Source organism: Actinomadura sp. K4S16, assembly GCF_008327685.1.
Classification (GTDB): Bacteria; Actinomycetota; Actinomycetes; order Streptosporangiales; family Streptosporangiaceae; genus Spirillospora.
Genome location: NZ_BDDE01000032.1, coordinates 46,349 through 59,790, shown reverse-complemented (window position 1 = coordinate 59,790; position 13,442 = coordinate 46,349). Strand labels below are relative to the sequence as shown.

Here is a 13,442-nt window from a genome sequence, read left to right as displayed (position 1 = left end):
GCGCGGGCGGTGTCTCGGGATCCTGACCGGCTTGTTCTGTTCACCGACGCCGTCGTGGCGATCGCCGTGACGCTGCTGGTGCTGCCGCTGGTCGACGTGGTGCCGGAGGCGGTGAGCGCGCACCAGCGGTCGGTCGAGGTGATCACGGGGCACTGGGCGCAGATCGGGAGCTTCGTCCTCAGCTTCGTGGTGATCATCCGGCTGTGGTTCGTCCACCACCGGGTGTTCGAGCACATCGGCGGCTACACGCGGGCGCTGATGCTGGTGAACACGGGATGGCTGCTGGCCATCGTGATCCTGCCGTTCCCGACGGAGATGGCGGCCTCCTATCCGGGGGACGACCGCTTCACCGTGATGCTGTACATCGGGAACATCCTCGTCGCGTGCGTCCTCCAGACCGCGCTGACGGTGATCTCCTACCGCGACCCCGACGTCGCGCTGGAGTCCGATCCGCCGACGATCGAGTCGGTCCGGGGCGCGCTGTCGAACGTGGCGCTGCTCGCCGTGGGCCTGGCCGTGGTCGCGGCCTTCCCCGGCGTCTCCTACTTCGCGCTGCTGCTGCTCTTCGCGCAAGCCCCGGTCGACAGGCTGTGGAGACTCGCCGGCGTCTGAAGCCTCCCGGGCTTATCGGGGTTTAACCCTTGGGGCGGCATGCTCGGCGGCATGCGTGTACTGATCGTCGAGGACGAGCGGGTGCTCGCGGACACGATCGCCGAGGGACTGCGGGACGAGGCCATGGCCGTCGACGTGGTCTACGACGGCGACGCCGCGCTGGAGCGGGCCTCGTACAACGAGTACGACGTGGTGGTCCTCGACCGGGACCTGCCCATGGTCCACGGCGACGACGTGTGCCGGGAGCTGGTGGGGCGGCGGAGCCGCGCGCGGATCCTCATGCTGACCGCGTCCGGGGACGTCGACGACCGGGTGGACGGGCTGTCGCTCGGCGCCGACGACTACCTGCCGAAGCCGTTCGTGTTCGGCGAGCTGGTGGCGCGGGTGCGGGCGCTGGCGCGCAGGTCGGGGCCGCCGGTGCCGCCCGTCCTTGAGGGGCGGGGCATCCGGCTCGACCCGTACCGGCGGAAGGCCGCGCGGGACGGGCGGGAGCTGCGGCTGACGAACAAGGAGTTCGCCGTGCTGGAGGAGCTGCTGCGGGCGGAGGGCGGCGTGGTGAGCGCCGAGCGGCTGCTGGAGCGGGCGTGGGACGAGAACATCGACCCGTTCAGCAACATCGTCCGGGTCACGATGGCGACGCTGCGGCGCAAGCTCGGGCAGCCGCCGGTGATCGAGACGGTGACCGGGTCCGGGTACCGGCTGGAGGCATGGTGAAGAGGCTGAGCGTCAGGACGCGGCTCACGCTGGTGTACGGGTCGCTGTTCCTCGTCACGTCGGCCGCGCTGGTCGCGGTGACGTACCTGCTGACCGTCAGGACGATGGACAACCGGTTCACGTCGCGGCAGAGCGTGGACGCGACGACGATCACGCGGCTGCGGGCGCTGGCCATCAACGGCGACGTCAGCGAGCTGGTGAAGCTGAAGGCCGACGCCGACCGGGAGCTGGCCCGGCAGAAGCACGACGTCCTGGAGCAGCTGCTGCAGAGCTCCCTGGTGACGATGCTGGTGCTCGGCGTCCTGGCCGTCGTGATCGGGTACGTGGTGGCGGGGCGGATGCTGCGGCCGCTGCACACGGTGACCGCGACGGCGCGGCGGCTGTCGGAGAGCAACCTGCACGAGCGGATCGCGCTGGACGGCCCGCAGGACGAGATCAAGGACCTGGCCGACACCTTCGACCGGATGCTGGACCGGCTGAACCGCGCGTTCGACGCCCAGCGCCGGTTCGTCGCGAACGCCTCGCACGAGCTGCGCACGCCGCTGACCATCAACCGGACGGTGCTGGAAGTCGCGCTGGCGAGCCGCCGGAGCCCGCCGGAGACCAGGGCGCTCGCGGACGTCCTGCTCGGCAACACCGCGCGCCACGAGCGGCTCATCGAGGGGCTGCTGCTGCTCGCGAAGTCCGAGCGGGAGCTGGCGACCCGGGCCGAGACGCCGCTGGAGGACGTGGTGCGCAGCGCGCTCGACCAGGTCGAGGGGCAGGCGGAGGAGGCGGCCGTGGACGTCGAGGCGCGGCTCGGCCCGGCCGCGGTGGCCGGCGACCCGGTGCTGCTGGAGCGGTGCGCGGTGAACCTGCTGGAGAACGCCGTGAAGTACAACGTGCGGGACGGGCGGATCTGGGTGAGCACGGGCGTCCGGGACGGCGAGGCGTTCCTGCGGGTGGTCAACACGGGGCGGCCCGTGCCGTCCTACGAGGTGGCGACGATCTTCGAGCCGTTCCGGCGGCTGCGCGCGGACCGGACGGGGTCGAAGGACGGCGCGGGCCTCGGCCTGTCGATCGTGCGGGCGGTCGTCGGCGCGCACGGCGGCGCGGTCGACACCGTCCCGCGGCCGGACGGCGGCCTGTCGATCACGGTCCGGCTGCCGACGTCCGCCGGCCCCGTCCTCGCCGCCTAGGGCCTGCTTCGATCGGCCACGCACGCGAACGCGTGACCTGGCCGGTGGAGCGAAGCCGGAGGCGAGCGGAACCGGGCAGATCGCGAAGCGATGCCGCATTCGCCCAGGCCCGGTCACATAGCGAGCCGCAAGGCGAGCGAAGTGGGCCGGGAGTGAATCAACGCAGCGGGGGCTGCGGCCACGCGACGCGGCCCTCGGGCTCGGGCCGGTCGGGGCGGGCGGTCAGCCAGCGGTGCACGACCTTGCCGGTGGCGTTGCGCGGCAGCTCGGGGATGAAGTACACGTCGCGGGGCACCGCGTACCGGGCGACCTGCGCGTGCACGTAGGCGCGCACGGCGTCGGCGTCGAGCCCCGCGCCGGGCCGCAGGACGATGTACGCGGCGAGGCGCTGCCCCCATTCGGGGTCGGACACGCCGGTGACCGCGACCTCGCGGATCTCCGGCATCCGCAGCAGGGCGTCCTCCACGTCGCGGGGGACGATGTTCTCGCCGCCGGACACGATCATGCCGTCGCCGCGGCCGTCCACGAACAGCAGTCCGCGGTGGTCGATGTGGCCGAGGTCGCCGGTGGCGAGCAGCCCGTCGCGGACCTCCATCGGCTCGCCGCCGGTGTAGCCCTCGAACAGCAGCTCGTTCGCGGCGAAGATGTGCCCGCGGGTGGAGCGGCCCACCCGGCGGCCCTCGTCGTCGAGGATCGCCAGCGAGGTGTTGCGGGGCGGGCGCCCGGCGGTGCGCGGGTCGAGCCGCAGTTCGCGCGGGGTCGCGATGGACACCCAGGACGCCTCGGTGGAGCCGTAGATGTTGTAGAGCCGGTCGCCGAACGCGTCCATGAACCGGGTGGCGAGGTCGCCGGGCAGCGCGGAGCCGCCCAGCGCCGCGATCCGCAGCGAGGACGTGTCGTACTCGGCGCGGACCTCGGGCGCCAGGTCGAGGACTCGCTGCAGCATGACCGGGACGGCGAACACCGTGACGTCGCGGTAGGAGGCGATCGTCCGCAGCGTCTGCTCGGGGTCGAAGCGGCGGTGCAGGACGACCGGCGCACGCAGCGCCCACGCCATCTGCAGCGCGGCGTAGCCCCAGGTGTGGAACAGCGGCGCCTCGACGATCATGGTCTGCCGGGCGCGCAGCGGGATCCGGGACGTCACCGAGGCCAGCGGCCACAGGCCCGGGCGGGGCGGGCGGCGGGCGCCCTTGGGTCGTCCGGTGGTCCCCGAGCTCAGCATGATCGTCCGGCTCTGGATCTGCGGCGGCGCGGCGGCGGCCGGCGGCGTCGAGCGGATGATCTCCTCGATGCTCGGGCCGCCCTGGTCGGCGGGGACGGGCGCGAGGTCCGGGGAAGTGCGGGGCGGCGGCAGCGTCGCGGCGGGGACGGGCGCCGAGAGCGGGGCCGCGGCCGGCGGCCGGCGGTCGGCCCACAGCACGTTCCGGCGCAGCGCGATCGGGACGTTCGCCAGCAGCGGCGCGAACTCGGCGTCCGCGACGAGCAGGGTGGGGCGCAGCTCGCCGAGCACGGCGCGGATCTGGCCCGTTCCGAAACCGGTGTTGAGCAGCACGACCTCGGCCCCGCGCCGGGAGCACGCGAGGAGGGTCAGGGCCATGCCGCGGTGGTTGCGGCACAGGACGCCGACGCGGGGGCGGGGGCCGTGCAGGGGCAGTCCGGCGGCGAGGCGGGCGGCCTGCTCGTCCAGTTCGGCGAACGTCAGCTCGCCCTCGTCGTCGATCAGGGCGGGGCGCGACGGGGAGCGGGCGGCGGCGGAGGCGACCAGCCCCGCGAGCGAGGTGCCCCAGCGGCGCAGCGTGCCGAGCTGCCGGAGGAGCCGGCGGGGTCCGCCGGAGAACAGCAGGCCGGTGCGCAGCAGCAGCGCCGCGAGGTCGCGGATGTGCCCGATCCGGCGGCGCACCCCCGGCCGGTACGCGGGCCTCGCGTGGGTCACCGTGCCTCCTCCGGTGATTTCGGGTCACGCTACCCATCCGTCATGAACCGAACAAGGGCACCAGGGCCCATGCCGGCGGGCATCCGGCCGCTGAGCACCGCGTCAGTGGTTACTGACGAGTAGCATTGAGGGTTACCAGCGAGTAGCATCGCTGATGCGGGTACTCGTGCCGCCGGCAGGGGCGGCACGAGGCTCGACACCTCCATCAGAGTCCATCCCAGGGAGGACGACCCGTGCCTCGCACCGCACGCGACGTCGTGTTCGTCGACGGCGTCCGCACGCCGTTCGGCAAGGCCGGCCCCAAGGGCCTGTACGCGCAGACCCGCGCCGACGACATGGTCGTCCGCGCGATCCGCGAGCTGATGCGCCGCAACCCGTCCCTCCCGCCCGAGCGGGTGGACGAGGTCGCCATCGCCGCCACCACCCAGACCGGGGACCAGGGCCTGACCATCGGGCGGTCCGCCGCCGTGCTGGCCGGGCTGCCGAAGAGCGTCCCCGGCTTCGCCGTCGACCGGATGTGCGCGGGCGCGATGACCGCCGTGACCACGACCGGCGCCGGCATCTCGTTCGGCTCCTACGACGTCGCCATCGCGGGCGGCGTCGAGCACATGGGCCGGCACCCGATGGGCGAGGGCGTCGACCCGAACCCGCGGTTCCTCGCCGACAAGCTGGTAGACCCGTCCGCCCTGGTCATGGGCTCGACGGCGGAGAACCTGCACGACCGGTTCCCCGGCATCACCAAGGAGCGCGCCGACGCCTACGCGGTGCGCAGCCAGCGGAAGGTCGCCGAGGCGTACGCGGCCGGAAAGATCCAGCCCGACCTGGTGCCCACCGCGGTCCGGTCCGCCGAGCTGGGTTGGGGGCTCGCCGCCGAGGACGAGCCTCCGCGCCCCGGCACGACGATGGAGAGCCTGGCCGCGCTGAAGACCCCGTTCCGCGTGCACGGCAACGTCACCGCGGGCAACGCCGCGGGCCTCAACGACGGCGCCACCGCCTGCCTCCTCGCGGCCGAGGACGCCGCGCGCGAGCTCGGCCTCACGCCGCGGATGCGGCTCGTCGACTTCGCGTTCGCCGGTGTGGAGCCCGAGGTCATGGGCGTCGGGCCGGTCCCCGCGACCGAGAAGCTCCTCGCCCGCAACTCGCTGACCATGGACGACATCGGCCTCATCGAGATCAACGAGGCGTTCGCCGTGCAGGTGCTCGCGTTCCTGGAGCACTTCAAGATCGCCGACGACGACGCGCGGGTGAACCCGTGGGGCGGCGCGATCGCCCTCGGCCATCCCCTCGCCTCGTCCGGCGTGCGGCTCATGAACCAGCTGTCCCGCCTTTTCGAGGAGCGCACGGACGTCCGGTTCGGGCTGACGACGATGTGCGTCGGCATGGGCATGGGCGGAACCGTCCTCTGGGAGAACGTGAACTGGGAGGGCGCCAAGTGAACCCTGACATCTTCAAGGACGAGGTCGTCACGCACGCGCATGTCCGCGATGTGACGCTGCCGTACGGCGCGGGCACGCTCGCGCTCATCACGCTCGACAACGGCTTCGACCACACCAAGCCCAACACGTTCGGCCCCGGCGGGCTCGCCGAGCTGAACGCCGCGCTCGACGCCGTCGCCGCCCGCGACGACATCGCGGCCGTCGCCGTCACCGGCAAGCCGTTCATCTTCGCGGTCGGCGCCGACCTCAAGGGCGTCCCGCTGATCCGGCGGCGCGAGGACGCGGCGGCCATCGGCCGGCTCGGCCACGACGTGTTCCGCCGCCTCGGCGAGTTGGACGTCCCGTCCTTCGCCTACTACAACGGCGCTGCCATGGGCGGCGGCGTCGAGGTCGGCCTGCACTGCACCTACCGGACGATCTCGCGCGGCGTCCCGGCGTTCGCGCTGCCCGAGGCGTTCCTCGGCCTCGTCCCCGGATGGGGCGGCACCTACCTGCTGCCGAACCTGATCGGCGCGGAGAAGGCGCTCAAGGTCGTCATCGAGAACCCCATGTCCCAGAACCGGATGCTCAAGGGCGCGCAGGCCTACGAGCTGGGCATCGCCGACGCGATCTTCGACTCGGCCGACTTCCTGGAGGAGTCCCTGGCCTGGACGGCCCGGGTGCTGAACGGCGAGATCACCGTCCGGCGTCCCGAGGTCGACAAGGGCAAGGCGTGGGACGACGCCGTCGCGATGGCCCGCTGGACCGTGGACGGCAAGCTGCACGGCGCGGCCCCGTCCTACACCCGGGCGCTGGACCTGGTCGCCGCCGCCAAGGACCGCACCCGCGACGAGGGCTTCGCCGCCGAGGACGAGGCCCTGGCGGACCTCATCATGAGCGACGAGCTGCGCGCCGGCCTGTACGCGTTCGACCTCACCCAGAAGCGCGCGAAGAGGCCCGCCGGGGCGCCGGACAAGGAGCTCGCCCGCAAGGTCACCAAGGTCGGCGTCGTCGGCGCCGGTCTGATGGCCTCCCAGCTCGCCCTGCTGTTCGCGCGGCGCCTGGAGGTGCCGGTCGTGCTGACCGACCTCGACCAGGAGCGCCTGGACAAGGGCGTCGGCTACGCGCACGGCGAGATCGACAAGCTGCTCGGCAAGGGCCGGCTGTCCCCCGACAAGGCCAACCGGCTCAAGGGGCTCATCACCGGCTCGCTGACCAAGGACGCGTTCGCCGACGCCGACTTCGTCATCGAGGCCGTCTTCGAGGAGATGTCGGTCAAGCAGAAGGTGTTCGCCGAGGTCGAGGAGTACGTCTCCGCGGAGTGCGTCCTCGCGACCAACACCTCCTCGCTGTCGGTCACCGAGATGGCCTCCGGGCTCGCGCACCCCGAGCGGGTGGTCGGGTTCCACTTCTTCAACCCGGTCGCGGTGCTGCCGCTGCTGGAGATCGTCCGCGGCGAGCGGACCGACGACGCGGCCCTCGCCACGGCGTTCGCCACGGGCAAGGCGCTGAAGAAGTCGTGCGTCCTGGTCAAGGACGCCCCGGCCTTCGTCGTCAACCGCGTCCTGCTGCGGCTGCTCGCCGAGATCGTCAAGACGGTGGACGAGGGCACGCCGATCGAGGCGGCCGAGCGCGCCGCCGCCCCGCTCGGCCTGCCGATGCCGCCGTTCGTGCTGATGGGCCTGGTCGGCCCGGCGATCGCGCTGCACGTCAACGAGACCCTGCACGGGGCCTTCCCGGACCGGTTCCCGCTGTCGGACAACCTGGCGAAGATGGTCGCGGCCGGCAAGAGCGGCGTGTACCTGCCCGACTTCACCCTCGACCCCGAGGTCGTGGAGATCTTCTCCGGCGGGACGAGCCCGTCCACCGAGGAGCAGGTCCTCGACCGGGCGCTCGCCGCGCTCGCCGACGAGATCCGGATCATGCTCGACGAGGGCGTGGTCGCGGCGGCGCAGGACATCGACCTGTGCATGATCCTCGGCGCCGGCTGGCCGTTCCACCTCGGCGGCATCACCCCGTACCTGGACAGGTCGGGCGTCGCCGAGCGGGCCGCGGGCGGTCGCTTCCTGGAGCCGGGGGTCGCCTCCCTGCCCGCCTGACCCGCGGCCGACCGGATCCCCGGACGGATCCGGAGCCCCATCACGGAGAGAGGCGTTCCGAACACGGTTCGGAACGCCTCTTTTCCGGCGTTTCCCCACGTCACGGACATGCACGGGTTTCGGCGGATCATAACCCGCGCACATATGGGCATACGGCTGTCGGCCTTATGCCGAAAACCGGACACCGGGACGCGAAGGGGCAACGAGACGTGAACGTGCTGCGCACGAAGTCGGTCGAGCAGTCGATCAGGGATACCGAGGAGCCGGAGCACCGGCTCCGCCGCGACCTGTCGGCGTTCGATCTCACCGTCTTCGGAATCGGCGTGATCATCGGAACCGGCATCTTCGTGCTCACCGGCGAGGTCGCCAAGGACAAGGCCGGTCCGGCGGTCGCGCTGTCGTTCATCCTCGCCGCCGTCGTGTGCGGCCTCGCGGCGCTCTGCTACGCCGAGTTCGCCTCCACCGTCCCGGTCGCCGGCTCGGCCTACACGTTCTCCTACGCCACGATCGGGGAGTTCCCCGCCTGGATCATCGGCTGGGACCTCATCCTGGAGATGGCCCTCGGCGCGGCCGTGGTGTCGGTCGGCTGGTCGGGCTACTTCGCCTCGCTGCTGGACGACGTCGGGATCACGATCCCGACGGCGCTCGCCGCCCCGCCGGGCGAAGGCGGGACAGTGAACGTCCCCGCCATCTGCCTCGTGCTGGCGGTGACCGCGCTGCTCGTCCTCGGCGTCAAGATCTCCTCGCGGGTGAACGCGGTGGTCGTCTCGATCAAGGTGGCCATCGTGCTGCTGGTGATCTTCGCCGGGCTGTTCTTCGTCAAGGGCGCCAACTACCACCCCTTCATCCCGCCGTCCAAGCCGACGCCGAGCGTGGAGGGCCTCAAGGCGCCGCTGATCCAGGTCCTGACCGGCAGCGCGCCGGTCAGCTACGGCTGGCTCGGCATCTTCTCCGCCGTCGCCATCGTGTTCTTCGCCTACATCGGCTTCGACATCGTCGCGACCGCGGCCGAGGAGGCGCGGCGCCCGCAGCGGGACCTGCCGGTCGGGCTCATCGGCTCCCTCGTCATCACCGCCGTCCTGTACGCGGCCGTCGCGACCGTCGTCGTCGGCATGCAGAAGTACACCGAGCTGAGCGTCGCCGCGCCGCTCGCGGACGCGTTCAAAGCCGTCGGCCATCCCGTCTTCGCCACGATCATCAGCATCGGCGCGGTCGTCGGCCTCACCACCGTCGTGCTCATCCTGCTCCTCGGGCAGAGCCGCATCTTCTTCGCGATGGGCCGCGACGGCCTGATGCCGCCCTGGCTCTCGGCCGTGCACCCGCGCTTCGGCACCCCCTACCGCGCGACCGTCATCATGGGCGTGATCGTCGCGGTGCTCGCCGGGTTCATCCCGCTCGCCGAGCTGGCCGAGCTGGTCAACATCGGCACGCTGTTCGCCTTCCTCGTCGTCTCGGTCGCCGTGGTGGTGCTGCGCAACACCCGCCCCGACCTGCCGCGCGCGTTCCGCACGCCGTGGGTGCCGGTCATCCCGATCCTGTCCGTGCTCGCCTGCCTGTTCGTGATGATCAACCTGCCGGTGGAGACCTGGCTGCGGTTCCTCGCCTGGATGGTCATCGGCGGCGTCGTCTACGCTTTGTACGGGTACCGGCACAGCATGGTGGGACGCCGGGGGGACGGGGAGCGCATCGTCTACAAGTCCTGACGCCCCCAGTGACGGGACTCACGGTGTCCTTTCGACCGACGGGTGGGCACAATGACCCGCATGGCTTCTCCAGCGCGCGTCGCGGTGATCGGTTCGGGCCCGGCGGGGATCTACGCCGCCGAGGCCCTCGTGAAGCAGGGCGGCGACGACGTACGGGTGGACGTCTTCGACCGGCTGCCGACGCCGTACGGGCTGGTGCGCTACGGCGTCGCGCCCGACCACACGTCCATCAAGTCGATCGCCAAGTACCTGCAGCGGGTGCTGGAGAACCCGGCGGTCCGGTTCTTCGGGTGCGTCGAGCTCGGCCGCGACCTCACCCGCGACGACCTGCTCGGATGCTACGACGCCGTCCTCTACTCGACCGGCGCGATGGTCGACCGGCACATGCGGATCCCGGGTGAGGACCTGCCCGGCAGCATCGCCGCGACCGACTTCGTCAACTGGTACTGCGGGCACCCCGACGCCGCCGACCACGCGTTCGACCTGTCGGTCGAGGAGGTCGCGGTGGTCGGCGTCGGGAACGTCGCGGTGGACGTCGTCCGGATCCTCGCCAAGACGGCCGCCGAGCTGCGCGACACCGACGTGCCCGAGCAGGTGATCGAGGCGCTGTCGCGGAGCCGGGTGAAGCGCATCCACATGATCGGGCGGCGCGGGCCGGCGCAGGCGAAGTTCACCACGAAGGAGGCGCGCGAGCTGGGCGAGCTGCCCAACGCGAGCATCCACGTCAGCCCGCAGGACATGGAACTCGACCCGGCGAGCGCCGAGCTCGCCGAGAGCGACCGGCACGTCCGCGGCAACATCAAGGTGCTGAACGGCTGGACGGGCGAGCCCGCCCCCGGGCGCGCCCGCCACATCGACGTGCGGTTCTGGCGCGCCCCCGCCGAGATCCTCGGCACCGACCGGGTGGAGGGCCTCCGGCTGGAGCGGACCCGGCTGGACGAGTCGGGCCGCGTCACCGGCACCGGCGAGTTCGAGACGCTGCCGGTCGGCATGGTGCTGCGGTCCGTCGGCTACCAGAGCGTCCCGCTGGAGGGCGTCCCGTTCGACGAGCGCTCCTTCGTCGTCCCGAACGAGGGCGGCCGCATCCTCGGCCCGGACGGCGGCTACGTCCCGCGCGAGTACGTCGCCGGCTGGATCAAGCGCGGCCCGTCCGGCGTCGTCGGGACCAACAAGTCCGACGCCGCCGAGACCGTCCGCAACCTCCTGGAAGACCTCGCGGACGCGAAGACGGCGCCGGAAGGGGCCATCGAGGAGCTGCTGGAGTCGCGGGGGCTGCCCGTCGTCACCTACGACGACTGGCTGAACCTCGACGCCGCCGAGATCGCCCTCGCCCGCAGCCTCGACCGAGGGGAACGCGTCAAGCTCGCCCGCTGGGAGGCGATGCGGTCCGCCTGCCGGGGGTCCGCGTAATCCCCGGCGAAGTCCCCACCGGGAAACTAGTGACTCGACGGTGAGGCTGACGCTACGGTGCGCGTGTGACCGGCGGTCCAGAACTGTACGGGTTCCCCCCACCCGAGACGGTCCCCGACCTCAGGTGGCTCGGCCCCGACTACGTCTCCGTACTCGTGTACGACCTGACGCAGGGTCTCCTGCGCCAGGACCCGCACACGTTCGTCATGGGCGTGCGCTGCGAGGGCGCGCCCAGCCTCGCGCCCGTGGTGGACCCGGCGGGCGTCATCCGCGCGCACGATGCGTGCTTCCCGCTCCAGGTCTACGTCCAGGACGGCGCGGGGCGCCTCTGGTGCCTGCGCGGGCAATGGACGTACTCGGGACGTGAGCTCGGCACGTCCGCCGCGTCCATCACCCACGCGTGGCGGCTGCTGTCGGCGGAGGGCGGCTAGGACCGCTCCTCCGAGGCGGCGGGCTCGTCGGCGTCGGCGGTGAGGCGGGCCACCGATTCGGTCACGTCGCGGGCGAGGGCCTGCGGGGTGAGCCCGATGTCGGCGAGGATCTGCCCCCGGGACGCGTGGTCGAGGAACTCCTGCGGGATGCCGAAGGTGCGGAGGGGCGCGTCGACGCCGGCGTCGCGCAGCAGCCGCGCCACGGCGTCGCCGACGGCGCCGGTGCGGCCGTTGTCCTCGGCGACGGCGACGAGCGTGTGCTCGCGGGCGAGGTCGAGCAGCGCCGGGTCGAGCGGCTTCACCCACCGGGGGTCGACGACGGTGACGCCGATGCCCTGCGCGGCGATCAGCTCGGCCGCCTCGACCGCGGGCGTCGCCATCGAGCCGACCGCGACCAGCAGGACGCGGGCGCCGTTGGAGCCGTCGTGGCGGGCCAGCACGTCCATGCCGCCGGCCTTGCCGACCGCCTCGATGTCGGCGGCCGCCGGGCCCTTGGGGTAGCGGATCGCGGTCGGGCCGTCGGAGACGGCCACGCACTCGCGCAGCAGCTCGCGGAGCCGGGCCCCGTCGCGCGGGACGGCGATGCGCATGCCCGGGACGAGCTGCAGGATCGACATGTCCCACATGCCGTTGTGGCTGGCGCCGTCGCTCCCGGTCACGCCGGAGCGGTCCAAGGCGAAGGTGACGGGCTGGCGGTGGAGCGCCGTGTCCATCAGGACCTGGTCGAAGGCGCGGTTCAGGAACGTGGCGTACAGCGCCACGACCGGGTGCAGGCCGCCCATCGCGAGGCCGGTGGCGGAGGTGACGGCGTGCTGCTCGGCGATGCCCACGTCGAAGATGCGGTCGGGGAACGCCTCGGCGAACGGCGCGAGCCCGACCGGGTAGAGCATCGCGGCGGTGATGCCGACGACGTCGCGGCGCTCGCGCCCGATCGCCACCATCTCCTCGCCGAAGACCTTCGTCCAGTCGGGGCCGCCCTTGCCGGTGACGAACTTGCCGGTGGCGGGGTCGAACGCGCCGCCGCCGTGCATGCAGTCCTCGGTGTCGTTCTCGGCGGGGGCGTAGCCGCGGCCCTTGGTGGTGATGCAGTGCACGATCACCGGGCGGCCGAACCCGCGGGCGCGGCGCAGCGCCCGCTCGACGGCGTCCTCGTCGTGGCCGTCGATCGGGCCGACGTACTTCATGCCGAGGTCCTCGAACATGGCCTGCGGCTGGAGGACGTCCTTGAGGCCCTTCTTGATGCCGTGCAGCGCCTCGTAGGCGACGTTGCCGACCACGGGCGCCCGCGGCACCGTCTTCTTGATCAGGTCGAGCGCGTTCTCGTAGCCCTGGGTGACGCGCAGGTCGGCCAGGTGGGACGCGAGCCCGCCGATGGTCGGCGAGTAGGAGCGGCCGTTGTCGTTGACGACGACGATGACGGGCCGGTCGACGCCGGCGGCGATGTTGTTCAGCGCCTCCCAGCACATGCCGCCGGTCAGCGCGCCGTCACCGACGACCGCGACGACGGCGCGGTCGCTCTCGCCGCGCAGCTGGAAGGCCTTGGCGAACCCGTCGGCGTAGGACAGGGCGGTCGAGGCGTGCGAGTTCTCGATGATGTCGTGCTCGGACTCGGCGCGGCTCGGGTAGCCCGAGAGCCCGCCCCGCTGGCGCAGCAGCTCGAAGTCGTGCCTGCCGGTGAGCAGCTTGTGCACGTAGGCCTGGTGGCCGGTGTCGAAGAGGATCTTGTCGTGCGGCGAGTCGAAGACGCGGTGCAGCGCGATCGTCAGCTCGACCGCGCCGAGATTGGGGCCCAGATGGCCGCCGGTCTTGGAGACCGCCTGGACGAGGAACTCGCGGATCTCCTCCGCGAGCCGAGACATCTGAGCGGCGTCCAGTCGTTTGAGGTCGTCGGGACCTGTGATCGACTCCAGCAAGCTCACTCGTTTCAACTCCTCCGTCGGGGATTCG

General features: G+C 72.1%; 10 protein-coding genes. 8 read left to right on the top strand and 2 right to left on the bottom strand.

Annotation, left to right across the window (positions count from 1 at the left end):
- Positions 1–9: 9 nt before the first annotated feature.
- From K4S16_RS42785 to K4S16_RS46685, 3 genes are read left to right on the top strand one after another with little or no spacing between them, the layout of a single operon-like run.
- A complete protein-coding gene (locus tag K4S16_RS42785) occupies positions 10–612 on the top strand; it encodes a TMEM175 family protein (RefSeq protein ID WP_200842452.1) in 603 nt (200 codons plus the stop codon).
- A 51-nt stretch (positions 613–663) separates the two neighbouring features.
- Positions 664–1,326, top strand: coding sequence for a response regulator transcription factor (locus K4S16_RS42780; RefSeq protein ID WP_149264846.1), 663 nt, complete (start codon positions 664–666; stop codon positions 1,324–1,326).
- Positions 1,320–2,504, top strand: coding sequence for a cell wall metabolism sensor histidine kinase WalK (locus K4S16_RS46685; RefSeq protein ID WP_268843311.1), 1,185 nt, complete (start codon positions 1,320–1,322; stop codon positions 2,502–2,504). The genes K4S16_RS42780 and K4S16_RS46685 overlap by 7 nt, the downstream gene beginning before the upstream one ends.
- A 157-nt stretch (positions 2,505–2,661) precedes the next feature.
- Here K4S16_RS46685 and K4S16_RS42770 read toward each other — a convergent pair whose 3' ends face one another.
- Positions 2,662–4,437 (bottom strand): AMP-binding protein, encoded by a 1,776-nt coding sequence (locus K4S16_RS42770; protein ID WP_235037439.1) that lies wholly within the window; start codon positions 4,435–4,437, stop codon positions 2,662–2,664.
- Positions 4,438–4,670: 233 nt separating this feature from the next.
- Here K4S16_RS42770 and K4S16_RS42765 point away from each other — a divergent pair, with 233 nt between their 5' ends.
- The 5 genes from K4S16_RS42765 to K4S16_RS42745 all read left to right on the top strand — a co-directional run bounded on the left by K4S16_RS42765 (position 4,671) and on the right by K4S16_RS42745 (position 11,495).
- Complete coding sequence (locus K4S16_RS42765) at positions 4,671–5,873, top strand: thiolase family protein (protein WP_149264845.1); 1,203 nt, start codon at positions 4,671–4,673, stop codon at positions 5,871–5,873.
- Positions 5,870–7,951, top strand: coding sequence for a 3-hydroxyacyl-CoA dehydrogenase NAD-binding domain-containing protein (locus K4S16_RS42760; protein WP_235037438.1), 2,082 nt, complete (start codon positions 5,870–5,872; stop codon positions 7,949–7,951). The genes K4S16_RS42765 and K4S16_RS42760 overlap by 4 nt, the downstream gene beginning before the upstream one ends.
- A gap of 209 nt (positions 7,952–8,160) precedes the next feature.
- Positions 8,161–9,654 (top strand): amino acid permease, encoded by a 1,494-nt coding sequence (locus tag K4S16_RS42755; RefSeq protein ID WP_200842451.1) that lies wholly within the window; start codon positions 8,161–8,163, stop codon positions 9,652–9,654.
- 51 nt (positions 9,655–9,705) lie between these two features.
- Complete coding sequence (locus K4S16_RS42750) at positions 9,706–11,064, top strand: FAD-dependent oxidoreductase (RefSeq protein WP_149264843.1); 1,359 nt, start codon at positions 9,706–9,708, stop codon at positions 11,062–11,064.
- A 65-nt stretch (positions 11,065–11,129) separates the two neighbouring features.
- Entirely contained in the window at positions 11,130–11,495 is a 366-nt protein-coding gene (locus K4S16_RS42745) for a hypothetical protein (RefSeq protein ID WP_149264842.1), read from the top strand.
- Here K4S16_RS42745 and dxs read toward each other — a convergent pair.
- On the bottom strand, positions 11,492–13,414 hold the full coding sequence (gene dxs, locus K4S16_RS42740) for a 1-deoxy-D-xylulose-5-phosphate synthase (RefSeq protein WP_149264841.1): 1,923 nt from the start codon (positions 13,412–13,414) through the stop codon (positions 11,492–11,494). The two genes, K4S16_RS42745 and dxs, sit on opposite strands and share 4 nt — an antisense overlap.
- Positions 13,415–13,442: the final 28 nt, after the last annotated feature.